At 63.7% G+C, this 24,867-nt stretch carries 19 protein-coding genes; 5 read left to right on the top strand and 14 right to left on the bottom strand.

From position 1 onward, the window contains the following. Nucleotides 1–25: 25 nt before the first annotated feature. The 3 genes from murC to ftsW form a co-directional block, all read right to left on the bottom strand. Nucleotides 26–1,423, bottom strand: a complete 1,398-nt coding sequence (gene murC, locus VWY60_RS10575; RefSeq protein ID WP_340545043.1) for a UDP-N-acetylmuramate--L-alanine ligase — start codon at nucleotides 1,421–1,423, stop codon at nucleotides 26–28. Further along, on the bottom strand, nucleotides 1,420–2,517 hold the full coding sequence (locus tag VWY60_RS10580; RefSeq protein WP_340545042.1) for a UDP-N-acetylglucosamine--N-acetylmuramyl-(pentapeptide) pyrophosphoryl-undecaprenol N-acetylglucosamine transferase: 1,098 nt from the start codon (nucleotides 2,515–2,517) through the stop codon (nucleotides 1,420–1,422). Before VWY60_RS10580 ends, murC begins: the two co-directional genes overlap by 4 nt. Nucleotides 2,518–2,601: 84 nt before the next feature. After that, nucleotides 2,602–3,771, bottom strand: a complete 1,170-nt coding sequence (ftsW, locus tag VWY60_RS10585; RefSeq protein WP_416536759.1) for a putative lipid II flippase FtsW — start codon at nucleotides 3,769–3,771, stop codon at nucleotides 2,602–2,604. 132 nt (nucleotides 3,772–3,903) lie between these two features. Here ftsW and VWY60_RS10590 point away from each other — a divergent pair, with 132 nt between their 5' ends. Next, the gene (locus VWY60_RS10590; RefSeq protein WP_416540437.1) at nucleotides 3,904–5,085 is read left to right on the top strand and encodes an NAD(P)/FAD-dependent oxidoreductase; all 1,182 of its coding nucleotides are present in this window, start codon (nucleotides 3,904–3,906) and stop codon (nucleotides 5,083–5,085) included. Between the two features lie 56 nt (nucleotides 5,086–5,141). Here VWY60_RS10590 and VWY60_RS10595 read toward each other — a convergent pair whose 3' ends face one another. Further along, nucleotides 5,142–5,483: a thiamine-binding protein gene (locus VWY60_RS10595; protein WP_340545040.1), complete on the bottom strand. Its 342-nt coding sequence runs from the start codon at nucleotides 5,481–5,483 to the stop codon at nucleotides 5,142–5,144. After that, nucleotides 5,483–6,913, bottom strand: a complete 1,431-nt coding sequence (murD, locus tag VWY60_RS10600; RefSeq protein ID WP_416540438.1) for a UDP-N-acetylmuramoyl-L-alanine--D-glutamate ligase — start codon at nucleotides 6,911–6,913, stop codon at nucleotides 5,483–5,485. The genes VWY60_RS10595 and murD overlap by 1 nt, the downstream gene beginning before the upstream one ends. 129 nt (nucleotides 6,914–7,042) lie before the next feature. Between murD and VWY60_RS10605 the strand changes: the two genes are divergently transcribed. After that, on the top strand, nucleotides 7,043–7,957 hold the full coding sequence (locus tag VWY60_RS10605) for a glutaminase (protein WP_416536756.1): 915 nt from the start codon (nucleotides 7,043–7,045) through the stop codon (nucleotides 7,955–7,957). Nucleotides 7,958–8,288: 331 nt separating this feature from the next. Here VWY60_RS10605 and mraY read toward each other — a convergent pair whose 3' ends face one another. The 8 genes from mraY to VWY60_RS10645 form a co-directional block, all read right to left on the bottom strand. Continuing rightward, nucleotides 8,289–9,371 (bottom strand): phospho-N-acetylmuramoyl-pentapeptide-transferase, encoded by a 1,083-nt coding sequence (mraY, locus tag VWY60_RS10610; protein WP_061048820.1) that lies wholly within the window; start codon nucleotides 9,369–9,371, stop codon nucleotides 8,289–8,291. Nucleotides 9,372–9,398: 27 nt separating this feature from the next. After that, nucleotides 9,399–10,811, bottom strand: a complete 1,413-nt coding sequence (locus VWY60_RS10615) for a UDP-N-acetylmuramoyl-tripeptide--D-alanyl-D-alanine ligase (protein ID WP_416540439.1) — start codon at nucleotides 10,809–10,811, stop codon at nucleotides 9,399–9,401. Next, the gene (locus VWY60_RS10620; RefSeq protein WP_416540440.1) at nucleotides 10,808–12,292 is read right to left on the bottom strand and encodes a UDP-N-acetylmuramoyl-L-alanyl-D-glutamate--2,6-diaminopimelate ligase; all 1,485 of its coding nucleotides are present in this window, start codon (nucleotides 12,290–12,292) and stop codon (nucleotides 10,808–10,810) included. Before VWY60_RS10620 ends, VWY60_RS10615 begins: the two co-directional genes overlap by 4 nt. 15 nt (nucleotides 12,293–12,307) lie before the next feature. Beyond that, nucleotides 12,308–14,095, bottom strand: coding sequence for a peptidoglycan D,D-transpeptidase FtsI family protein (locus VWY60_RS10625; RefSeq protein ID WP_416540441.1), 1,788 nt, complete (start codon nucleotides 14,093–14,095; stop codon nucleotides 12,308–12,310). Further along, nucleotides 14,092–14,466, bottom strand: coding sequence for a cell division protein FtsL (gene ftsL, locus VWY60_RS10630; RefSeq protein ID WP_014874069.1), 375 nt, complete (start codon nucleotides 14,464–14,466; stop codon nucleotides 14,092–14,094). The genes VWY60_RS10625 and ftsL overlap by 4 nt, the downstream gene beginning before the upstream one ends. Then, a complete protein-coding gene (rsmH, locus tag VWY60_RS10635) occupies nucleotides 14,466–15,470 on the bottom strand; it encodes a 16S rRNA (cytosine(1402)-N(4))-methyltransferase RsmH (protein ID WP_416540442.1) in 1,005 nt (334 codons plus the stop codon). Before rsmH ends, ftsL begins: the two co-directional genes overlap by 1 nt. Nucleotides 15,471–15,473: 3 nt before the next feature. Next, entirely contained in the window at nucleotides 15,474–15,977 is a 504-nt protein-coding gene (mraZ, locus tag VWY60_RS10640; RefSeq protein ID WP_340545033.1) for a division/cell wall cluster transcriptional repressor MraZ, read from the bottom strand. Between the two features lie 698 nt (nucleotides 15,978–16,675). Further along, the gene (locus tag VWY60_RS10645) at nucleotides 16,676–17,746 is read right to left on the bottom strand and encodes an Mrp/NBP35 family ATP-binding protein (RefSeq protein WP_340545032.1); all 1,071 of its coding nucleotides are present in this window, start codon (nucleotides 17,744–17,746) and stop codon (nucleotides 16,676–16,678) included. A 328-nt stretch (nucleotides 17,747–18,074) separates the two neighbouring features. Between VWY60_RS10645 and VWY60_RS10650 the strand changes: the two genes are divergently transcribed. Continuing rightward, nucleotides 18,075–18,293, top strand: a complete 219-nt coding sequence (locus VWY60_RS10650; protein ID WP_340545031.1) for a DUF1127 domain-containing protein — start codon at nucleotides 18,075–18,077, stop codon at nucleotides 18,291–18,293. A gap of 335 nt (nucleotides 18,294–18,628) precedes the next feature. Here VWY60_RS10650 and VWY60_RS10655 read toward each other — a convergent pair whose 3' ends face one another. Continuing rightward, nucleotides 18,629–20,989: an ATP-dependent helicase gene (locus VWY60_RS10655; RefSeq protein WP_416540443.1), complete on the bottom strand. Its 2,361-nt coding sequence runs from the start codon at nucleotides 20,987–20,989 to the stop codon at nucleotides 18,629–18,631. A gap of 230 nt (nucleotides 20,990–21,219) precedes the next feature. Between VWY60_RS10655 and VWY60_RS10660 the strand changes: the two genes are divergently transcribed. Together VWY60_RS10660 and VWY60_RS10665 are read left to right on the top strand one after the other, a co-directional pair. Further along, a complete protein-coding gene (locus VWY60_RS10660) occupies nucleotides 21,220–23,016 on the top strand; it encodes a diguanylate cyclase (RefSeq protein WP_416540444.1) in 1,797 nt (598 codons plus the stop codon). Between the two features lie 585 nt (nucleotides 23,017–23,601). After that, nucleotides 23,602–24,807, top strand: coding sequence for an alpha-hydroxy acid oxidase (locus tag VWY60_RS10665; protein ID WP_416540445.1), 1,206 nt, complete (start codon nucleotides 23,602–23,604; stop codon nucleotides 24,805–24,807). Nucleotides 24,808–24,867 lie beyond the last annotated feature (60 nt).

Here is a 24,867-nt window from a genome sequence, read left to right on the forward strand (position 1 = left end):
GGATAGGAGATCACGCCAGCCACCCTCAGCCCCGCAACCGCTCGGGCAGACCATTGGCCCAGGCGCTGATGGTACCCGCCCCAAGGCAGACGACCATATCGCCGGGTCGGGCCTGTTCACGCACCAGCCGCTCCAGATCGGGTTCGTCCAGCAGCGCGCGGGCGTGGCGATGGCCATGACGGATCAGACCGGCCACCAGATCGTCGCGCCCGGCGCCCTCGATCGGGTCTTCGCCCGCGGCAAAGACCTCGGCGATGGCGACCACATCGGCCTCGTTGAAACAGGCGCAGAAATCCTCGAACAGGCTGGACAGGCGCGAATAACGGTGCGGCTGATGCACCGCGATCACCCGGCCCTCGCAGGCCTGCCGGGCCGCTTTCAGCACGGCAGTGATCTCGACGGGGTGGTGGCCGTAGTCGTCAATAATGGTGACACCGTCCACTTCGCCCACTTTGGTGAAGCGGCGGTTGACGCCGCCAAAGGCCGCCAGAGCCTCGCGGATCTCGCTGCTCTTCATGCCCAGATGGCGCGCCACGGCCACTGCCGACAGCGCGTTGGAGACATTGTGATCCCCCGGCATCGGCAGAGTGCAGCCCTCGATCACGCGATCCTCGGCCTGAAGATGAATATCAAAATGCGCCACGCCCGCCTTGTAGGTCAGGTTGACTGCCCGCACATCTGCCTGCGCGTTGAACCCATAGGTCACGACCCGGCGGTCGGTGATCCGGCCAACCAGAGCCTGCACCTCGGGATGGTCGGTGCAGCAGACCGCGACGCCGTAGAAGGGAATATTGGAGACAAAGTCGTAAAACCCGTCGCGCAGCGTGTCGAAATCACCCCAATGCTCCATATGCTCAGGGTCGATATTGGTGACGATCGCAATGGTTGCGGGCAGGCGGTTGAAGGTGCCGTCGCTTTCGTCGGCCTCAACCACCATCCACTCGCCCTGGCCCATCCGTGCGTTCGACCCATAGGCGTGAATGATGCCGCCATTGACAATGGTCGGGTCGAAATGACCGGCCACCATCAGCTCCGCCATCATGGTGGTGGTCGTTGTCTTGCCATGGGTGCCTGCGATGGCGATGTTGGATTTGAGCCGCATCAGCTCGGCCAGCATTTCGGCCCGGCGGACCACCGGCAGGCCACGCAGGCGCGCCTCGTCCAGCTCTGGATTGCCCGGTTTGATCGCCGAGGAAATGACCACAACCGCCGCGTCTTCCAGGTTTTCCGCCGCCTGCCCGACAAAGATCCGCGCGCCCAGCTCTTCCAGCCGGTTGGTGATCTTTGACGCCTTCAGATCCGAGCCCTGCACCACATAGCCAAGGTTCAGCAGCACTTCGGCGATGCCGGACATGCCGATGCCGCCGATGCCAACAAAATGGATCGGGCCCACATCACCGGGGAGTTTGGTCGCAGGGTTCATGTCATTCCTTCCTCGGACAGCTGTTCAACAAGCCCCACCAGCCGCTCGGTCGCATCGGGAATACCCACTTGCAAGGCGGCCCGTGCCATCTGGCTGGCACCATCGGGATTGCTGAGAACCGCGCTCATTTGCTCTGTCAGCGCCGAAACGTCAAGAGCGCTTTCCGGGATCAGGATCGCCGCCCCGGCATCGACCAACCCACGGGCATTGGCGCTCTGGTGATCGCCAGCCGCCGCGGCAAAGGGGATCAGGATCGACGGGCGGCCGATCACCGAGATATCCGCAACCGACGACGCACCGGAGCGCGAGATCACCAGCTGCGCCTCCGACATGCGGGCGGGCACATCGGTGAAAAACGGCTGCACATCCGCCGCGATCCCCTGTTCGGCGTAGAATTGCGCAACCCGCGCACCATCTTCATCGCGCGCCTGATGCGAGACCCGCAACCGGCTGCGCAGCGCCTCTGGCAGTGCGGCAATCGCTGCGGGCACCACGTCCGACAGAATCCGCGCGCCCTGGCTGCCGCCCATCACCAGCACCGACATCGGATAGTCACCCGGCGGAATATAACCGGCCCCTGCCCGCTCCAGCACCGCAGCGCGCACCGGGTTGCCGACATGGACGCCATCAACCCCCTCCGGCAGCGCCGTGGGCCAGACGCCACAGGCCACCCCGGCCACACGGGGAGCAAACAGCTGATTGACCCGGCCCAGCACACCGTTCTGTTCATGGATCATACGCGGCAGCTTCAGCAGGGTCGCAGCCCCCAATGCCGGGATCGACGGATAGCCGCCAAAGCCGACCACCACGTCAGGCCGGTCCCGCCGCATCTGCATCGCCATCCTTGTGACACCTGCGGCGATCTTCGGCGCGACCATCGCCTTGGCCAGCAGCCCGCCGCGGGCAAAGGTGGCCGAGGGCACCTCGGCAATCTCGGTGGTATGCGGATAGCCGCCGGTGTACCGCGCGCCCCGCGCGTCCGTTGACAGTTTCACCCGCCAGCCGCGTCTCAGCATCGCCTCGGCCAGGGCCTGCGCGGGGAACATATGCCCCCCGGTGCCACCCGCCGCCATCAAGAGCAATTTCTGCGCCATCGTATTTTCGGTCTTTCTGTCTCTGCTCACTCACCCCCCCGACCGCGCAGGGCAGACCGAGGGGTGCGCTTCAATCGGGCAGGCTCAGCCGCGCCCGTGTCCGCGCAGGAAGTCTGCAATCTCGCCCTGCGGGCGCGACCGCGAAAACGCCAGCAACATCCCCACCGCGATCCCGCCGGCAATCAGCGAGGAGCCACCGTAGCTCACAAACGGCAGAGTCATGCCCTTGGCCGGCAAGAGCCGCACCGCAACGCCCATGTTGATCATCGCCTGCACGCCAAAGGTACAGACAAGACCGGTTCCGGCAAGCCGGATAAACGTGTCGCGCTCCCGCATCAGCCGGAACAGCGTGCGGGCCACCACCGCCGAATAAAGCAGGATCAGGATCACCACCAGCACCAGCCCGTATTCCTCGGCCGCCACTGCGATGATGAAATCGGTATGGGCATCCGGCAGCGACCATTTCACCTCGCCCTCGCCAACGCCGACACCGAACAACCCACCTTCGCGGATGGCATTGGTGGCATAGCCCATCTGGGTGGTCGGGTCGATTTCAGGGTTCAGGAAGCCGTCGATCCGGCGGGCGAAATGCTCGGAGCTGGAATAGGCCACAACCCCGCCCATCACGACCACCGCCGCCATGATCACCAACAGCAGCATCGGCGCACCGGCCACGAAATACATCACGCCCCAGCCAAACAGCACCAGACAGGCCTGACCAAAGTCAGGCTGCATCACCAGCATCAGCACCACCGTCAGGCACAGGCCAAAGGACATCAGCGTGCCCGGCGGGCCGTTGATCTGCTGGCTCGCGGCGATCATCCAGGCCGCCACCACGATGAATCCGGGCTTCAAGAACTCCGACGGCTGCAACGAGGCAAAGCCGAGGCTGTACCAGCGCGTCGCGCCCTTGCCGAAATCGGTGCCAAACACCGGCAGCAGCGCCAGCGCGACAAAGGCGCAGATAAACCCGATCACCGCCAGTCGCCGCACCAGCGTTGGCGACATCATCGAGGTGATCAGCATCGCCACCAGCCCGGTGATACCAAAAATCGCCTGCCGCTCGACATAGTGGAAATTGTCAAACCCATTGCGCTCGGCCAGCGGCACCGAAGCGGCCAGCCCCAAGAGCAGCCCGATGACAAACAACATCAGGACGCAGGACATCGTCCATTTGTCCAGCGTCCGCCACCATTTGGGTAGAATCGGCTCGCCCGCCTGTACGGGGAGCGCGCCATAGACCATTTCAGTCATGGAAGTACCGCCACTATCTGCCTCGTCATCCGTCCCGTTTTCGGGATCGTTAGGCAAACAGTAACCGGAAACTTTGCCTCAGGCCACCCTCTTCCTCTTGCCTTTGGCAGTTATCCGCGCCTATGGCCGGGCATGGCATATGAAACCCTGATCCTTGGCGCCGGCGCGGCCGGCATGATGTGTGCAACCCGCTCCGGCGCAGGCACGCTGGTGATTGATCACGCCAAGGCGCCGGGCGAGAAAATCCGCATTTCCGGCGGCGGGCGCTGCAATTTCACCAATATGTACGCCAGCCCCGAAAACTACCTGTCGCAGAACCCGCATTTCTGCAAATCCGCCATGGCGCGCTACACCCAGTGGGATTTCATCGAGCTGGTGGACCGCCACGGCATCGCCTGGCATGAAAAGACACTGGGCCAGCTGTTCTGTGATGGCTCGGCCAAACAGATCGTCGCCATGCTGGTGCAGGAGATGCAGGCCGCCGGGGCCGAGCTTTGGTTGCAGACCTCCGTCACCTCGGTAAGCCGCAGCCCGGATGGGTTTCGCGTCGCGGTGGAGCGAGAGGGCAAGCCGCAGGTGCTGACCGCGCGCAATCTGGTGATTGCCACGGGCGGCAAGTCGATCCCGAAGATGGGCGCGACCGGTCTGGCCTATGATCTGGCGCGCCAGTTTGAGCTGCCGCTGACCGAAACCCGCCCGGCACTGGTGCCGTTCACGTTCTCCGAAGACCGCTTCAAACCTCTTGCGGGCGTCGCCCTGCCCGCACGGCTTTCCAATGAGCGCACCAGTTTTGACGAGGCGCTGTTGTTCACCCATCGCGGCCTCTCCGGCCCCTCGGTGCTGCAACTGTCGTCCTACTGGCGCGAGGGGGAGCAGATCCGCGTCAACCTGATCCCGGAAACGCCGCTGTTTGATCACCTGCGCCGCCAGCGTCAGGAAACCGGGCGCAAGGATCTGACCACCGAACTGGCCCGTCACCTGCCCGGACGGCTGGTGGAGTTCCTGGCCCCTGAATTCGCCCTGAAGGGGCGGCTCGCCGACCAGTCCGACGCCGCCTTGCGCGATCTCTGCGACCAACTGGAAAACTGGACGCTCACCCCTTCGGGCAGCGAAGGCTATCGCACCGCCGAGGTGACGCTGGGCGGTATCGACACCGATGCGCTGTCGTCAAAGAGCATGGAGGCCAAGACGGTTCCAGGGCTTTATGCGATTGGCGAAGCGGTTGATGTGACCGGATGGCTGGGCGGCTATAACTTCCAATGGGCCTGGGCCTCCGGTGTCGCGGCCGGAACCGCAATCGCCGCCAAGGGCTGAGCCTCGGGAGTCTCCGCTCGGGCCAGCAAGAAACGCCGCCCCGTTCACCCCTCGCGTCACTCCTCGATAAACACCTTATTGGCCGGCGTGACGCCGCGCGTATAGGTGCAGAAGGTGTCATGCGCATCGGGCGTGGTGGTATGGATCTTGATATTGGTGATCACCTCCACCGCCCCGGCATCGAGACAGGCCTGTTCGGCCTGTTTCACGATCCCCAGCAGCTGATCCAGCTCACCACGCATCGTGGTCTCCATCGCCCCCACCTGAAACGGCAGGCCTGAGGCCTTCACCACATCAATCGCGCGGTCCACAACCTCGAAGTTATTGCCCTCACGCAGCCGGGGAATGACCTGAAAGGCCAGCATCACCGTGTTCTGCGGCGCTGTCGTCTCGGCCATCAGATTGTCTCCCCATCGGGTTGCACCGGGGCCTCCCCCTGTCGCTTCTGCACCTCGGCGATGAAATCCTCTCCGCGCTGCTCGAAGTTGTCATATTGGTCGAAACTCGCTGCCGCCGGGGCCAGAAGGATGGTATCACCCGCCTCCGCCTCAGCGGCGGCCCGGGCCACCGCCTGCGCCATGGTGATGCAGACCTCGGCCTCCACATCCAGCTGCATGGCAAAGCCTGCCGCCTCGCGACCGATCACATAGGCCTTGCGCACTTTGCCGGTCTGGCCGCGCAGGGCGTCCAGGCCGCCCTCTTTCTCCAGCCCGCCACAGATCCAGCGGATATTGTCAAACGCGCTCAGCGCCTTGGCCGCGCTGTCAAGGTTGGTGGCCTTGCTGTCATTCACATAGCGCACCCCCTGATGGGTCGCGATGGTCTGGCTGCGATGCGGCAGACCCGGATAGCTGGCCAGCGCCTCCTCGATCAGGCGCGGGGCCAGCCCCAGTGCCCGCGCTGCCGCATAGGCCGCACAGGCATTCTGATGGTTATGCGCGCCCGGCAGCCCCTGCATCTGACGCAGATCAATCGAGGCCGCCTGCCGCCCCTTGCGGTATTCGCTCAGGAACCCTTTGCGGGCAAAGACCTGCCAGCCCGGTCCGGTCAGTTTCTGGCTGGCCGAAATGCGGATCACCCGGTCATCGCTGGCCGCCTCCGAGAGCTGACCGGCCAGATACAGCCCCTCATCCTCATCGACGCCAATGATCGCACGATCCGGGCCGCCTTCGGCAAACAGCCGGCGTTTGGCCGCGAAATAGCCGCCCATGCCCGCGTGCCGGTCCAGATGATCGGGGCTGAGGTTGGTGAACACCGCCACATCCGGCGTCAGCGCCCGCGCCAGATCGGTCTGATAGCTCGACAGCTCCAGCACCACCACGCCCCCGGAGCCCGGCGGATCAATATCCAGCACACCGCGGCCGATATTGCCCGCCAGCTGGCTTTCGCGACCGGCCTCCTGAAGAATATGGTGGAGCAGCGCGACCGTGGTGGATTTGCCGTTGGAGCCAGTGACCGCCACGATGCGCGGCGCCTGATCGTATTGCTCCCAGCCCTGGGTCGCGATGGACCGGAAGAACAACCCGATATCATTGTCCACCGGCACCCCCGCCACCAGCGCTGCGCGGATCACCGGGTTGGGTTTGGGGTAGAGATGCGGAATACCCGGCGAGACGATCAGCGATGCAACATCGTCAAAGGCGCCGGATTTCAGCAGATCCCGGCAGGTGAACCCCTCGACCTCGGCCCGGGCCCGCGCGCCGGGGTTGTCATCCCAGCAGACCGGCTCTGCCCCGCCTGCACGCAAGGCCCGCGCGGTGGCAAGGCCAGACCGTCCAAGCCCCAGCACCGCTACAGTTGCGCCTTCGAATCCGGTCACAGGGATCATCGCCTGCCCTCCCATTTGATCTTTGCTCGAATCGCTACCCGATCAGGGGAACCAACACCAGTCCCGTTGCGTTTGCCAGTCCGCCGACACCCGGCTAGTGTCGGCCAAAAATTGGGAGGCCCCACAGCCATGGACGCGCGATTGCAGCAGATCCTCGATGCCATCAACCGCGATCTTCGCGACGATCCCGACCGGGGCGAGGTGGCCAGCTACATTCCCGAACTGGGGCAAGTCGATCCCCACCAGTTTGCCATCTCCGTGGCCACCGCCGACGGCCAGATCTACAGCGCCGGGGATGCCGCCACGCGGTTCTCGGCCCAGAGCATCACCAAGCTTTTTACGCTGGCGATTGCGCTCGGGCGCTCCGGCGATCAGCTCTGGCAGCGGGTTGGTCGCGAACCCTCCGGCACCGCCTTCAACTCCATCGTGCAGCTGGAACATGAACGCGGCCGACCGCGCAATCCGTTTGTGAATGCAGGCGCCATTGTCACCACGGATGAGGTGCTGGCAGGCCGCGAACCGCGCGATGCGCTGGCCGAATTCCTGGGCTTTATCCGCGCCGCCGCCGAGGATGACGATATCCACATCAATGGCGCGGTTGCCCGCTCCGAAACCGCCCATGGGCACCGCAATTTCGCCCATGCCCATTTCCTTGCCTCCTGCGGTAATCTCAAGAATGACCCGGACAAGGTGCTCGGCACCTATTTCCACCATTGCGCCACCGAGCTGACCACCACCCAGCTGGCCCGTGCCGGCCGTTTCCTGATCGGCGCCGGTGTCGGTCCGAGGCTGGTCTCGCTGGACCGGGTGCGGCGGCTCAATGCGCTGATGCTGACCTGCGGGCATTACGATGGCTCGGGCGAGTTCGCCTATCGCGTCGGCCTGCCCGCCAAAAGCGGGGTTGGCGGTGGTATTCTGGCCAGCGTACCGGGCAAGGCCAGCATCGCCGTCTGGTCGCCGGGGCTGGACCGCAACGGCAATTCGAAACTGGGCACCGAAGCGATGGAGCGGCTGGCGCGGGAGATGGACTGGTCGGTGTTCTGAGCCGCCGTTGCCAGCCCGGCGCACGCAGGGCTTACCATCCGTTCAGGCGGCAGCGCTATGCTCACATCCGTTGCAACACCAAGATCAGGAGAACGTCCCCGCCCAACTGACCCTTTCAAGGTCAAGACTCCGGGCGTATGGGGATCCGCACAGGCCGACAGACGGAGATGACCCCTGGCAAAGGTCATCCACCCTCCGCCCCTCCGGCGGCGCCGCCTTCTTCTTACGCAAAACCGCCCAAGGCATTTTCAGCCCCGAGCGGTTTCAGATATCAGACCAGATCGGCACACCGCCCCGCAGGATGACCTGCGCGGCGGCGATCCGGCGTGGCTCAGCGCACTTTCAGCGTGGCCAGACCGATCATCGCGAGGATCAGCGAGATGATCCAGAAGCGGATCACGATGGTCGGCTCCGCCCAGCCCTTTTTCTCATAGTGGTGATGGATCGGCGCCATCAGGAAGACCCGTTTGCCGGTGCGCTTGAAATAGAGCACCTGAATGATCACCGACAGCGCCTCCACCACGAACAGCCCGCCGACAATCGCCAGCACCAGCTCGTGTTTGGTGACCACCGCAATGGCGCCCAAGGCCCCGCCAAGGGCGAGCGAGCCGGTATCGCCCATGAACACCGCCGCTGGCGGCGCATTGTACCAAAGGAAGCCCAGACCGCCGCCAAACAGCGCCGCGGCAAAGATCAGGATTTCCCCGGTGCCGGGCACGTAATGCACATCCAGATATTCGGTAAAGTCGACACGCCCCACCGCATAGGCAATCACCCCGAGGGTCGAGGTGGCAATCATCACCGGCATAATCGCCAGCCCGTCAAGCCCATCGGTCAGGTTCACCGCATTGGCCGCGCCGACGATCACGCAGATCGAAAACGGCACGTAGAACAGACCAAGGTTGATCAGCGTATCCTTGAACACCGGCAGCGCCAGCTGGTTCTGCAACTCCACCGGATGATAGGCCGAGGCCCAGAGGGCGGCGATCACCGCAATGGTGATCCCAAGCGCCAGCCGCAGCTTGCCCGGTACGCCTGCGGTGTTCTGCTTGGAGACCTTGGCATAGTCATCGGCAAAACCGATCAGCGCAAAGGACAGCGTCACAAACAGCACCAGCCAGACAAAGGGATTGTCCCAACGCGCCCAGAGCAGCGTCGCCGTCACCAGCGCGCCGACGATGAGCAGCCCGCCCATGGTGGGCGTGCCGGCCTTTGCCAGATGCCCTTCGGGGCCGTCATCGCGGATCGGCTGACCCTTGCCCTGCTTCTTGCGCAGCACATTGATCAGCGGTGGCCCAAACAGAAACCCAAACAGAAGCGCCGTCAGAAACGCCCCGCCCGCGCGGAAGGTGATGTAGCGGAAGAGGTTGAAAAGATCGCCCCCATCCGACAGCGCGGTTAACCAATAGAGCATGTCAGCCGGTCCTCAGTTCGTCAAAGTTCAGAAAGTGGCCTCGCCATGGCCCAATTCGCGGATGCCGTCAACAACCTTGGCCAGCGCCATGCTGAGCGATCCCTTGGCCAGAACCACATCCCCCGCCGCGATCTGACCCGCCAGATCCGCCTGCACATCACCGCTGCTGGCATAGTGACCACCGCGTTTGTTCGCAGGCAACGCCGCATGGAGCGCCCCCATCAGCGGGCCGATGCAATGCACCACATCGAGATCCGCCATCGCGGGCAGATCGGCGAGGGCCGCGTGCAGCTCGGCCTCCTGCGGTCCCAGCTCCTTCATATCGCCCAGATAGGCAATCCGCCGTCCCGCGCAGGGGGTCGCGGCCAGAACCGCCAGCGCCGCCGCGACCGAGGTCGGATTGGCGTTGTAACTGTCATCCAGCAGCAGGATCTCGCCCCGCCCCGCGCCAAGCGTCACGGTTTCACGCGCCCCGCGCCCGGTGACCGGCGACCAGAGCGACAGGCTTTGCACGGCCTTGGCCAGATCCAGATCCAGCGCCGCCAGACAGGCCAGCGCGCCAAGCGCGTTCATCGCAAAATGGGCGCCAAGCGACTGGATATTCAGGCGATATCGCTGCCCATCCGGCAGCGTGACCTCGGCCTCTGTCTCATCCCCGCGTGAGGCGGTTTCGGTCAGGCGATAGCCCGGCACGATCGGCCCCTGACCGGTGCCAAACCACTGCGCAGGGCGCGCAGCCTCCTCGGCAACGGAGTGCAGGATCGGAGCCTCGGCAATATCGGCGTTCAGCACCGCAACACCGCCCGGCTCCAGCCCGTCGATGATGGCGGCTTTTTCGGCGGCGATGCCCTCGATCCCGTCAAAGGCCTCCAGATGCACCGGCGCCACGGTGGTGACCATCGCCACATGCGGACGCGCCTGCTTGGCAAGCGGGCTGATTTCACCGGGGTGATTCATGCCGATCTCGATGACGGCAAATTCGGTGTCCCGCGGCATCCGCGCCAGCGTCAGCGGCACGCCCCAATGGTTGTTATAGCTGGCAACAGCCGCATGGGTGCGCCCCTGATCGGACAGCATCCGCGCCAGCATTTCCTTGGTCGAGGTCTTGCCGACCGATCCGGTGACGGCAATCACCCGTGCATCCGTGCGCGCACGACCTGCCCGGCCCAGAGCCTCCAGCCCGGCCTGCACGTCATTCACCAGCAACAGCGGCGCATCTTCACCGACGCCCTCGGGCCTGCGCGAGACCAGCGCCGCACCAGCGCCTTTCTCCAGCGCCTGCGCCACGAAGTCATGGCCATCGCGCGCCGCCTTCAGCGCCACAAAGAGATCGCCCGCCGCAATGCTGCGGGTGTCGATGGAGATGCCATTCACGCTCCAGTCGCCAATCGCCTGACCACCGGTGGCCGCTGCCGCCTCCTCAGCTGTCCAAAGGCTCATACCAACCTCCCGTCCAGAGCCGCGACCGCCATGCTGGCCTGCTCCACATCATCAAAGGGCAAAACATCAGTGCCAACGATCTGGCCGGTTTCATGGCCCTTGCCGCAGATCAGCAGCGCGTCACCCGCCCCCAGCGCATCAACGCCGCGCAGGATCGCCTCGGCCCGGTCGCCAACTTCCATCGCATCCGGCGCGCCGCCCTTGACGGCGGCGCGGATCACGGCCGGGTCCTCGCTGCGGGGGTTGTCATCGGTCACGATCACCAGATCGGCATTGTCCTGCGCCGCCTGCCCCATCAGCGGGCGTTTGGCGGCATCGCGATCACCACCGGCACCAACAATGGCGACCAGCCGGCCCAGCACATGCGGGCGCAGTGCCTTGATCGCGGTGGCCACGGCATCAGGCGTATGGGCGTAATCCACAAAAACCGTCGCGCCATTTTCGCGCGTGGCCGCCAGTTGCATCCGGCCGCGCACGGTCTGCAAATGCGGCAGCGTCGCAAAGACCGCATCCGGGTCCTCGCCGCTTGCAATCACCAGACCGCAGGCCAAAAGGATATTCTCCGCCTGAAAGCCGCCAATAAGGTTGAGCCGCGCCTGATAGGGCCGGTCGTGCCAGGTAAAGCGCATGTCCTGCCCCGAGGCGTCATAACGCGCACCGACAAGGCTCAGATCACCGAGACCGCGCCCGACCGATATCACCTCATGCCCGCGCGCAGCGGCGACCGCCCGCATCTCGGCGCCGCGCGGGTCGTCCATGTTGATGACGGCCACGCCATCATCGGGCAGCACCCGGCGGAACAGGCCCGCCTTGGCGGCGAAATATGCCTCAAACGTCTCGTGGTAATCGAGGTGGTCCTGGGTGAAATTGGTGAACCCCGCCGCCGCCAGATGCACACCATCCAGACGCCGCTGATCCAGCCCATGCGAGGAGGCCTCCATTGCGGCATGGGTAACCCCCGCCGCCGCCGCTTTTGCCAGCGCGTCATGCAGGGTAACCGGCTCCGGGGTGGTGTGGTTGAGCGGATGGCTCCAGGCGCCCTCAACCCCCGTGGTGCCGAGGTTCACCGCCTTATGGCCCAGCTCCACCCAGATCTGGCGTACAAAGCTCGCCACCGAGGTTTTGCCATTGGTGCCGGTCACTGCCACCATGGTTTCGGGCTGTGCGCCGAACCACAGCGCCGAGGCATAGGCCAGCGCCTGACGCGGGTCTTCGACCACCACCAGCGCCACGGTCGACTCGCGCAGCAGCTCCGCCGCAATCGACGCGCCTGTCGCATCGGTGAGAATCGCAGCCGCCCCATTGCCGAGAGCGGCGGGCACAAATTTGGCGCCATGCACCTGACTGCCCGGAAGGGCTGCAAACAGCCCCCCTTCGACCACCTTGCGGCTGTCCACGGCAATGCCATGGATCGTCGGATCGACACCGCCGCGAGCGGTCAGCCCCAGCTGGCTAAGAGGACGGTTTTCAATGGTGCCCATAGCAACCCCACCTGATCAGTTTGAGGTGAGGGTTATAGCAGCCATCTCATCCGGTTCAACTTGCGGTCTGAGGCCAAGCAGCGGCGCGATCCGACCGATCATTTCGCCAGCGACGGGCACAGCGGTCCAGCCTGCGGTGCGGCGCTCCTCGCCATGGGCGATGACCGAGGGTTCATCCAGCGTCACCACCAGCACATATTTCGGATCATGGGCCGGGAACATCGCGGCGAAGGTGGCGATGACCTTGCTTTCGTAATAGCCGCCGCGTGGTTTGGGTTTATCGGCGGTGCCGGTCTTGCCGCCCACCTGATAACCCGGAACCTCGCCAAAGGAAGCGGTGCCGCTGGTCACCACCTTGCGCAGCATGGCGCGGGCCTGACGGGCCGCCTCAGCCGACATCACCCGGTGGCCCAGCTGCGGCCCCTTCTGGCGCAGGATGGTGGGGCTGACATATTGGCCGCCATTGGCGATGGCCGCATAACCGGCCGCCAGATGCATCGGGCTGGTGGACAGCCCGTGCCCATAGGAAATCGTCACCGTGCTCAGCTCGCCCCATTTGCTGGGTTTGAGCGGCTTACCGCCTGCGGCCTCGGCGATTTCGATCGGCGTCGGATCAAACATCCCCATGGCGCGCAGGAAATCCTGCTGCCGCTGGGCACCGATCTGCAGCGCCAGGCGCCCGGTGCCCCGGTTGGAGCTGTTGACGATGATATCGGCGACACTCAGCTTGCCGTAGTTCTTGTTGTGGAACTCGCCAATCGGAAAGCGCCCGATCCGCATTGGACCGGAGGTGTCGATAATGGTCTCGGAATTCACCAGCCCCAGATCAACGGCCTGAGCTGCGGTGAAAATCTTGAAGGTCGAGCCGAGTTCATAGACCCCCTGCACCGCGCGGTTGAACAACGGGCTGTCGGAGGGATCGAAACCGGAGGTCGGCGGACGTGGGCGGTCATTGGGATCGAAATCCGGCAGCGACACCACCGAAATCACCTCGCCGGTGTGAACATCCATCAGGATCGAGGTGGCGCCTTTGGCGTTCATCAGCTTCATGCCGCCGAAAAGCACCCGCTCGGATGCCGCCTGCACCGTCAGATCCAGCGAGAGCTGCAAGGGCCGCCCGCCGTTGGCCGGGTCGCGCAGGTAGTCGTCGAACTGTTTTTCGACCCCGGCAACACCGATCACCTCGGCGGCGCTGACGCCTTCCTTGCCGAAACCGGCGCCGCCCAGCACATGGGCCGCCAGGCTGCCATTGGGGTAAAGACGCATTTCGCGCGGACCAAACAGCAGCCCCGGATCGCCGATGTCATGGACGGCCTGTTTCTGTTCGGGGCTGATTTTTTTCTTGATCCAGATGAACTTACGCTTGCCGGAAAAATCCTTCAGCAGGCGTTCCAGCTCCAGATCGGGGAAAATCTCCACCAGACGCCGCGCCGCCCCTTCCGGGTCGACCATCTGCGGTGGCTGGGCATAGAGCGAATGGGTCTCGAAGTTGGTTGCCAGCATGCGGCCCTTGCGGTCGACGATATCGGCGCGCTGCATGGCAATGGCGCTGCCCGGCGCACTGGCGACCGGTTCGACCGGCTCCGAGGTGGCCAGCGTTGCCATACGGGCGCCAATCGCGGTGAAAGCGCAGAGGAAGAACATGCCCAGAACCAGCAGCCGCCCCTCGGCGCGCTGGCGGGCATGGGCCTGCATCTCGGCGTGGCGCTGGCGCAGGTTTTCGCGTTCGATTGCATCCGGGTTCTCGCCCCGCGCGCGCGCGGTCAGGATCCGCGCCAGCGGGCGTAGCGGCGTGCGGATCATGGCTGTGTCCCCGTTGCGGTCTGCCCATTGGCCCCAAGCGAGGAAACCTCAACCCCATTGGTGAAATCCAGCAGCTCATCCTCCTGCGGCGGATAGGCGACCTCATCCACGCGGCCAAACTGTTCCGGGCGCAGCGGCAGCAGGCTGAGGCGATCAAAATTGAGTTCCGCCAGTTCGCGCAGCCGGTCGGGACGGTTGAGATAGGCCCATTCGGCGCGCAGCACGCTGAGCCGGACCTGCGATGCGCCGATCTGGCGTTGCAGGCTGCGGGTTTCCTTCAGTACCTGCTGGGTGGTGTAATTCTCGCGGTAGGCCCAGAAAGCCAGCCCAAAGACGGCGAGACAGGTGGCGATATAAAGCAGGGTCTTCATCAGCGTTTCTCTCTTGCCTGCGCCTGTTTCAGCTGCGGCATGCCAATATCCTTGGCGCTGATCGCAATCGGCGCGGCCCCGGTGCGGCGACCGACGCGCAGCCGGGCGGAGCGGGAGCGCGGGTTGTCCGCCAGCTCCTGATCGTCCGGCCCGACGGCCTTGCGGGTGACCAGCGTGAATTGCGACGGCGTTTCCTCGACCTCGGGGGCGTAGCGGTTGGCGCGACCGGTTTTGCCCGCGCGATGCTGGAAGAAGCGTTTGACCATGCGATCTTCGATGGAATGGAAGGTCACAACCGCCAGGAGGCCGCCGGGTTTCAGCGCGCGTTCGGCGGCCAGCAGCCCCTCGAACAGCTCTTCATATTCGGCGTTCACCGCGATGCGCAGACCCTGAAAACTGCGGGTTGCCGGATGTGACTGGCCGGGTTTGGAGCGCGGCAGGCAGCTCTCGATGATTCCGGCGAGCTGGAGTGTCGTGGTGATCGGCGCCTCGGTGCGGGCCTTCACGATGGCGCGGGCAATACGGCGGCTGGCGCGTTCCTCGCCAAAGAGGAACAGGATATCGGCCAGCGCCGCCTCGTCCAGTTCCGCGACCAGATCGGCGGCAGAGGGGCCATCCTGCGACATCCGCATATCCAGCGGCCCGTCGCGCATGAAGGAAAAGCCGCGTTCGGCCAGATCCAGCTGCATGGAGGAGACGCCAAGATCGAGGACGACGCCGTCGAGATCCTGCGCATATTCATCCATGCGGGAGAACACCCCCTGTTGCAGGGTCAGGCGGCCGGCATAGTCGCCGATCCAGCTTTCAGCCATTTCAAAGGCCAGCGGATCGCGATCAACGCCGATCACGTGATCGGCCCCCGCCTCCAGCAGGCCCCGGCTGTAGCCCCCGGCCCCGAAGGTGCCATCAAGCCAGCGCCCGGAAACCGGCGCCACGGCTTTCAGCAGCGGACGCAGAAGGACCGGTACGTGAGGACCGGTTGAGGTTGGGCGGTCCGTTGTCATGGATCAAGCGCCTCCGGCGCCATCGAGGAATTCCGCCGGGTCAAAGTCCTCGGGCAGATCGTCCAGCCACTCCTCGGATTTTGCCAGTTCTTCCTCTTCATAGGTTTCAGGCTTCCAGATCTGGAAGGTGTCGCCGGCGGCGATGAAGAACGCCTCGGCCTCCAGATTGATCTTGTTGCGCAGCTTGGCGGGCAGCACCAGCCGCCCGGTTTCATCAACGGTGGTCGGGAAGGACTGACCGTGGAACATGCGCTGCAACATCTTGCGCGGCATCGAGCCGCGCGGCAAGGCGTCGATTTTGGCGTCGACTTCCTCGATCGCCTCCATCGTGTAGCATTCCAGGAAATTGCGGCGGTGGTCACCATAGACGATGACCAGTTCGGGGTTGCTGCCGGATTGCCAGTTGGGGTCACCCGCTTCCAGAACACGGCGAAAGGAGGCCGGAATCGAGACCCGCCCCTTTGTATCCACCTTGTGGTGGCTTTCACCTCTGAACCTACGGCCCAATCTATCGTCCCTTTTTTCAGCGTCCCTCGTGCCGAAGCTATCCCCAGAAGCAAAAGGGGCGGGCTGATCTGCTGCCACTGATCAACCCGCCTCCTTGTCCCGACTTGCGGGGTGTCCGACTGCGCGCGCCACCTGGGGGGATGTCTGCTCGCTCGCGCGCCGGATCTCTCTATTTTCGATGAAAGCGAAGGCCTGTATGAAACCTGCTTCTTAGTAGTCTTGGTTGGGGTCGTTTGGTGCCCCTGCTCTTCGTCTCATTCGATGAACTAGGGATACTATGGGAATACGTGGGCGACAACTGTTTTTTATGGACCACATCTGAACATCTAGATAACGACGCGCCGATTCTACGGGAAAGAATCGCAGATGCGCCCAGTGGTAGATTAAGTCACCATAAAGGCCACTATATGTAGGGTCACATCTGTTTTGGAAAAAGTGCCATGATTTCCCAGAAATTTTGAGAGCGAGTCTGGAGAATCAGAATGTTCACATTTCGTTCACGGGCGCATGTGGCAGTTGGACCGGGGCAATTCCCGTGATCCGGGCGATATCGCCTGAAAATCACGCCAGAACAGCACAGTGATTCGGGAAAGCGGGCCAAAATGTCTCGACGCCGCCCATAATTTCCCACATGGCCCATCAATTCCCACGCGGCCCATGATTTCCCAGCAGCGCCGGGAGCGTTTCAGCTTCGCGATCTAGGCCATGCCGCCGCGGATCAGACCTTCGGCCATTTTTGCATAGGCCTCGGCCATCAGACCGTCACCGGCAGCGATGGGAGTGCCATTGTCACCGGCCAGCCGGGTCTCAAGATCAATCGGCAGCGCCCCGAGCAAGGGCACCCCGATGCGCTCAGCCTCGGCAGCAACCCCTCCGTGACCAAAGATGTGATGTTCGCCGCCACAATCCGGGCAGGCAAAGAAGGACATGTTTTCGATCAGGCCCAGCACCGGTGTTTTCAGGGTGTTGAACATGTCAATCGCCTTGCGCGCATCCAGCAGCGCCACATCCTGCGGGGTGGAGACCACGATGGCACCGGACAGCTCGGCCTTGGTGCACAAGGTCAGCTGCACATCGCCGGTGCCGGGCGGCAGATCGACGATCAGCACGTCAAGTTCCCCCCAGTTCACCTGCCCCAGCATCTGCTGAAGCGCGCCCATCAGCATCGGGCCGCGCCAGACCACCGCCTTGGCCTCGTCAACCATGAAGCCGATCGACATCAGCGTGACGCCATGGGCGTGCAGCGGTTCGATGATCTTGCCGTCAGGGCTGGCGGGGCGGCCGCTCGCCCCCATCATACGTGGCTGGCTGGGTCCATATATGTCAGCGTCGAGCAGGCCCACCTTGCGCCCCTGCCGGGTGAGCGCCACGGCGAGATTGGCGCTGACGGTGGATTTACCCACGCCGCCCTTGCCCGATCCCACGGCGAGAATGCGTTTCACCCCGCTGGGTTTCAGCGGCCCCTGCTGCGGCTTGGGGTGGCCGCCCAGTTTCAGGGTCGGCGCGGGCCGCGCGGCGGCATCGGAGTGGGCGGTTAGTGCCGCGGAGACGCTCTCCACCCCCGGCAGCGCCAGAACGGTTGCCTCGGCAGCGCGGCGCAGCGGCTCCATCTGGGCGGCGATCTGCGGGCTGGGCGCCTCGATCACGAAGCTGACGCGACCTCCCTCCACCATCAGCGCGCGCAGCATGTCGCGCGAGACCAGCGTTCCGCCATCGGGCAGTTGCAGCCGCGCAAGGGCGTCGCGAATCTCATCCTGGGTGGGGGTCATGGCCTGTCTCCTGTTGGTTACCCGCCATATAAGACCTGCGGCCGACAAGCCCAAGACCGCATCGGACCCTGTACAGGCTCTCGGTCGGCCCCAATCTGCGCGCGGCCTGTAGCCTGCCCGTTTGCCGCCTGCCGCGAATTTAGGCATCAGCACACCGATTGGCGCATACCTCGGCAAGATCAACCCGGTTTCCGCAAGGAAACCCATGCATTTGCTGCATAGCAGAAATGCCCCTTTCAGGGATTGTGCGTGCGCAGCATTATCATATTTATGAGGCCAAGAGAGGCCGGGAACGGCCAGACATTCATAGACGTTAAGGACAACACCGATGGCCGCTGTTGACAATATCACAACCCGCAAAGGCGCTCTGGCCTTCAGCCCGCGCGCCATGTTCGACGAGCTGAAAGGCAAGATTGCACGCTACCGCCTGTATCGCCAGACCATGGATGAGCTGTCGACGCTCTCCGGTCGCGAGCTGGCTGACCTGGGGCTGAGCCGCTCCATGCTGCGCAGCGTCGCCTATGAGGCCGCATACGGCACGAAATAAAGAGATCAGGCTCTCTTCTCCTCCTCCCTTGGGAGCCTGCTATCGCGGTGACATCCTCCTCCTCCCTGATGTCACCGCACCCTATACCGGCGTCATAGCCGGACCCTGATACACCATGCCTCCTCCTCCCTGATGGTATGGTGTTGTACAGAACGGCGGTGCCCTCCTCCTCCCTGGCACCGCCGTTTTTTTGTGCCTGATTGCCTGATCGGCAGCGCCTGCCATTGATGACAGGACGCAAAAAAGGCGCCGGCAAACTGCCGACGCCCGAGCTGGTGCCCGCCTGCCGATGGCGGGGATCTATCGGTGCTGGATCAGACCCGCAGTCGGCGCGGTCAGAACGGCACGTCCTCTGCTGCGGTGACGAAACGGGCGACAACCTTCTTCGTGCCGGCCTTCTCGAATGCGACTTCCAGCTTGTCCCCCTCGATCGCGGTGATCGCGCCATAGCCGAATTTCTGGTGGAACACCCGTTCACCGGCAGTGAAGGCGGAGGTGGCGGTGAGGTCGATGACGCTGGACTTGCTTTCCTTGGGCTGGGACAGACCACGCTCTCCGGCGCGGGACTGCATGCGTTTCCAGCCCGGTGAGTTGTACCCATCGGCAGAGGCCATGCGATCCTCAATCGTGGAGCGCACGCCCCCGAAACCGCCCGGAGCCGCCGCGCCGTAGCCGCCGCCGTAGAGACCGGGCGGGGTCAGCACCTCGACATGTTCTTCGGGCAGCTCATCAATGAAACGGGAGGGCAGCTGCGATTGCCACTGACCAAAGACACGGCGATTGCCGGCAAAGGAGATCGTGCAGATGTCCTCGGCCCGCGTGATACCGACATAGGCCAGACGGCGTTCTTCCTCGAGGCCCTTCAGGCCGCTTTCGTCCATCGAGCGCTGCGAGGGAAAGAGACCATCCTCCCAGCCCGGCAGGAAAACAGCAGGAAATTCCAACCCCTTGGCGGCGTGCAGCGTCATGATGGAGACCTTCTGCGCCGCATCCTGTTTGTCATTGTCCATGATCAGGCTGACATGTTCGAGGAAGCCCTGCAGGTTTTCAAACGCCTCCAGCGCCTTGACCAGTTCCTTGAGGTTTTCCAGACGGCCCGGCGAATCCGGGTTCTTGTCGGTCTGCCACATGGTGGTGTAGCCGCTCTCGTCGAGGATGGTTTCGGCCAGCTCCATATGGGTCATGTCGGCGTCGCCCGCCAGACGTCCCCAGCGGGAAAGATCGGTGACCAGCTGGCGCAGGGCATTGCCGCCCTTGCCCTTGATCTGGCCGCTCTCCACCGCAAGCCGCGCGCCCTCGACCAATGAGACGCCATTGCTGCGCGCCATGGTCTGGATGGTCTGCTGCGCCTTGTCGCCAAGACCACGTTTGGGGGTATTGACGATCCGCTCAAACGCCAGATCGTCCTCCGGGCTGACCACCAGCCGGAAATAGGCCATGGCATCGCGAATTTCGAGCCGCTCGTAGAAGCGCGGCCCGCCGATGACCCGGTACGGCAGACCAATGGTCAGAAAGCGGTCTTCAAACGCGCGCATCTGATGCGAGGCCCGCACCAGAATCGCCATATCGTTGAGGTCGATGGGGGCAAGGCCACGGGTGCCGCGCTGCATCGCCTCGATCTCCTCGCCGATCCAGCGGGCCTCCTCCTCGCCGTCCCAATGGCCGATCAGACGCACCTTCTCGCCGCCGCGTGCCTCGGTCCAGAGTTCCTTGCCCAGACGTCCGCTGTTGCCCCGGATCACCCCGGAGGCGGCGCTGAGAATATGTTCGGTCGAGCGGTAGTTCTGTTCCAGCCGGACCACATTGGCGCCGGGAAAATCCTTTTCAAACCGCAGGATATTGCCCACCTCGGCCCCGCGCCAACCATAGATCGACTGATCGTCGTCACCAACGCAGCAGATGTTCTTATGCGCGCCCGCGAGAAGCCGCAGCCAGAGATACTGGGCCACGTTGGTATCCTGATATTCGTCCACCATGATAAACCGGAACCAGCGCTGGTATTGTTCCAGCACATCCGGGTTGTCCTGAAAGATGGTGACCATATGCAGCAGAAGATCGCCGAAATCGACCGCATTCAGATCCTTCAGCCGCACCTGATACTGCGCATAGAGGTCCACGCCACGGTGATTATAGGCGCTGGCATCCGCGACCGGCACCCGGGAAGGCGTCAGCGCGCGGTTTTTCCAATCGTCGATCACCCCCGCCAGCATCCGCGCAGGCCAGCGTTTGTCATCTATGCCTTCGGCCTTGATCAGCTGTTTCAGCAGCCGGATCTGATCGTCGGTGTCCAGAATGGTGAAATTGGATTTCAGCCCGACCAGTTCGGCGTGACGGCGCAGCAGTTTCACGCAGATCGAGTGGAAGGTTCCGAGCCAGGGCATCCCCTCAACCGCCTGCCCCAGCATTCCGGCGACGCGCTCCTTCATCTCGCGCGCGGCCTTGTTGGTGAAGGTCACAGCAAGGATCTCGTTTGGTTTGGCCGTGCCGGTGGTCAGCAGATGGACAATCCGCGCAGTCAGCGCCTTGGTCTTGCCGGTGCCGGCCCCTGCCAGCATCAGTACGGGCCCTTCCAGACATTCGACGGCGGCGCGCTGTGCGGGGTTCAGCCCGTCAAGATAGGGCATCGGCCGCGCCGCCATGGCCCGCGCGGACAGCGAAATCCCCTCATAGGGGTCGATATCGTCAAAACTGCTCATGGGCAGGACATTAACGTGATTCAATCCCGGCGGAAAGAGGGCGTTCACAGTCTGTTCCGCAGACATCTGCAACAGGTCAACCGAGCAAATCCCGAAAATCTTCAGTAGTTTAAATCCCGAGACACCGGAATTTAGGTTAACGATTAACACAATTGAAAACTCAACCGACCAGCATGGACCAGCGGCCATAGCGCCGTGAGGGCACTCTCAATCGGACGGCAGACGGCACCATGAAACCTGATCTCAAAACCAGCGTCGCGGAGAGAACCCGCAGCATGTCACTCCTTTTCGTGCTGGTTGTGGCCGCGGCCGCCTCGGTCTGGGCCGTTTTTGCGGTGCCAACCCCCATCGTCGATCACATGCTGGAAGCCGACATCCGCAAACAGGCGGAACTCTGGCAGCGGCGGATCGTCCTGCATATGGCAAACCCGGAGGAGTCGTTCGAGGAGGGCATCATCCAGCCGCATGACGCCCATATGCTGGCGCTGTTCACCGAGGAAACCGATGTCTACCGCTATCGCCTGCTGACCAGCTCGGGCGAAATTTTCTGGTCCTCGCGCAGCGATGAAATCGGCGAGTTTGAGGCAAATGTCTTTTTCACCACCAAGGTCGCCAAAGGTGAGGTCTACTATATGCACGATGCCTTGCCCGCCTATGACGTCGACGGGCTGACCCTGGCAACCGGCAACTACAACAGCGAGGTCACGCGGGAGATCGCACAGGTATACATGCCCCTTATTCATAACGGGCATTTCGACGGTGCGATTGATTTCTATACCGATATCACCGAGCTGCGGAATATCTTCATCAACCGGGTGCGACTGTCGCTGATCGTGCTGACATCCATTGCGCTGCTGGCAATGACGATTGCTGTTTATGTCGTGTTCAAATCGAACCGATTCCGCATGAATCAGCTGCGCCAGCGCAACGAGACGGAGCGCGAGATCCTGGACGAGCAGCTGCGGCTGGCCCGTGAAGTGCAGCTGCTGGGCGAGCTGAACGAATGGCTGCAATCCAGCCGTTCGCTCGACGAGCTGTTCGACATGGTGGCCCGTTTCATGACCCATATCCTGCCGACGGCCGAGGGCAGCGTCTATGTCTACTCCAACTCGCGCGATGTGCTTGACGGCTGTGCCAGCTGGAATGGCGGCAGTCACAAGGACCATATCCACCCGGAAGAATGCTGGGGTCTGCGTCGCGGCCGCAGCTATGAATTCGGCTCCTCCGAGATTGATTTTGTCTGCGAACATGCCGAGCCGCATGACGGCCGCGCCTATTACTGTTTCCCGATTCTGGCCCATGGCGAGACCGTCGGCCTGATGCATCTGCGCGCGCTGAGCGACGCCACCGAAGAGTTCCGCAGCAGCAAGAAACTGGCCCAGATGTGCGCCGAACAGATCTCCATGGCGATCGCCAATGTGCGGATGCGCGACCAGCTGCATGATCAGTCGGTGCGTGATCCGCTGACCGGTCTGTTCAACCGTCGCCACATGACGGAGACCCTGCGCAAGAGCATCTCCAGCAGCCAGAAAAGCGGCACACCGCTGAGCCTGATTGCGGTGGATGTGGATCATTTCAAGAAGTTCAATGACAATCACGGCCATGATGCCGGTGACATGGTCCTGCGGGCGGTCGGTTCGGTGCTGGAACAGGCCTGTGACGGCGATGAAGTGGCCTGCCGTCCGGGCGGAGAGGAATTCACGCTGATCCTTCCCGGGGTCAGCCAGCAGGATGTGATGACCAAGGCCGAGCTGCTGCGCCAGGCCGTGGAGGCGATTGTCGTCCGCTACGGCGAGAAGGCGCTGCCCGGGATTTCGATCTCGCTTGGCGTGGCCCATTACCCGCGCCACGGCACGATGCCACAGGACCTGCTGCGCGCCTCCGACGAGGCGCTCTACGATGCAAAAGCGAAAGGCCGCAACCAGGTCTGTGTCGCCTCCGCCGCAGAGCAGGCGCCACGCAACCCTGCCGCGCAGACAGGTCCCTCAAAGCCGTCGGATTCGGGCAGCTCGATCGCTGCGGAGTAGGCCGGAGACCCCTGCCCCCGCAGCAGGAACCGGGCCGACGGGCATTGACCAAAGCCCCGTCACAGCGACCAAGCGATGCACCCGGCGCCAGCGCCCCAGTTGCGGCGGCTGGATTGACGGCGTGACCGGGCAACTGGGCGCGTGGGCAGACCGCCTTCGACACGGGCTTCGCGCTCGCTGCGCGATCCTTCGGATCGGTCATTGACCAGCCAACAGGATGACACGCCCCGACGCCGACCGTTGGCCCATCGGGCGCGCAATAGCCCTCTTTTACAATTGGCGGACACATCGCGCGCCCGATGGGCCTGGCTCTGGGCCTGGCGTGGCCCCTCGACCCGGCGTGATCCCCGCAGGGCCGCAACAAGACACCGATCAGAAGGCTCGCAAGCAATAGAGGCCCGCACAATGCACCGGGGTGGGTAACGGATGGCAGCGACCCGCGAGCGAGGCACCAGAAAGGGCGCGCAGCGGGTGGCCGATACGGACGACAACAGCGCAGGAGCTGGAACGGGTGCGGTCCAAATAGTTACAAAAATGTTTCAATGCTGCACTCCACACTAGACTTTTGCTGCAAGGCAGCGACAAATGCGCAGCATGGATCTGCACCAGCGTTACCCCGCTCTCAGTGACCTTCGCCAGCGCGCCCGGCGGCGCCTGCCCCGTTTCGTTTGGGAGTATCTGGACAGTGGCACCGGGCGAGAGGCGACCACCGCCCGCAACCGCAAAGCGCTGGATTGTATCGGCTTTGCCCCGTCGATTCTGCATGGGCCGCAACAGCCCTCGCTCAGCTCCGAGTTTCTGGGCGTGTCGCGCCCGCTGCCGTTTGGCATTGCGCCAGTTGGCATGTCGGGGCTGATCTGGCCCGACGCGGAACGCCAGCTGGCCCGCTGCGCCGCGGCGCAGGGCCTGCCCTACTGCCTGTCGACCGTGGCAAGCCAGTCCCCCGAAGATCTGGCCGATGACCTCGGGGCGGCGCCGTGGTTCCAGCTTTACCCGCCGAAGGATCCCGCCATCCGCCGCGATATGCTGCAGCGCGCCAAATCCGCAGGCTTTGCCGGTCTGGTGCTGACAGTTGATGTGCCCGTGGCCTCGCGCCGGGAACGGCAGACGCGCTCCGGGTTGACGCAGCCCCCCCGGCTGACGCCCCGGTTGCTGGCACAGGTGGCGATGCGACCGGCCTGGGCCATGGGCATGGCGCGCCGGGGGATGCCGCATATGCGGACGCTGGATAAATATGTGACCGGCCAGAGCGGCAGCCTGTCGTCGACGGCCCATGTCGGCTATCTGCTGCGCACCTCGCCCGATTGGGACTATGTGAAATGGCTGCGCGATCATTGGGAGGGGCCGCTGATCATCAAGGGGGTGATGCGCGCCGAGGATGCCGCACCGCTGGAGGCGCTTGGCGTCGATGCGCTGTGGGTATCGAACCATGCCGGGCGCCAGTTCGATGCGGCCCGCGCCACCATCGAGGCCCTGCCGGATATCCGTGCGGCCACCACCCTGCCGCTGATTTTCGACAGCGGTATCGAAGGTGGTCTGGATATCCTGCGCGCCCTGGCCTTGGGGGCGGACTACGTCATGTTAGGCCGCGCGTTCCACTTTGCCCTGGCAGCGCTTGGCCCGCAGGGGCCGGACCATCTGATCGATCTTTTGCGCCTGGATCTGCTGGCAAACATGGGCCAGCTGGGGGCGGAGGACCTGACGATGCTGCCGCAACCGCTCCCACTTCAGCCGATTGCGCCGCCATTTGCGACACTTAAGACCGATACGGACCTAAAATCTCCGCCGTAATCGTATTTTTTGCCGGATTCTGGCCTCAGGTCAGCGCTATCACGCTGTCCATACCCAGAA

It is taken from the genome of Phaeobacter sp. JH20_26 (assembly GCF_048056275.1).
GTDB classification, from domain to species: domain Bacteria; phylum Pseudomonadota; class Alphaproteobacteria; order Rhodobacterales; family Rhodobacteraceae; genus Phaeobacter; species Phaeobacter bryozoorum.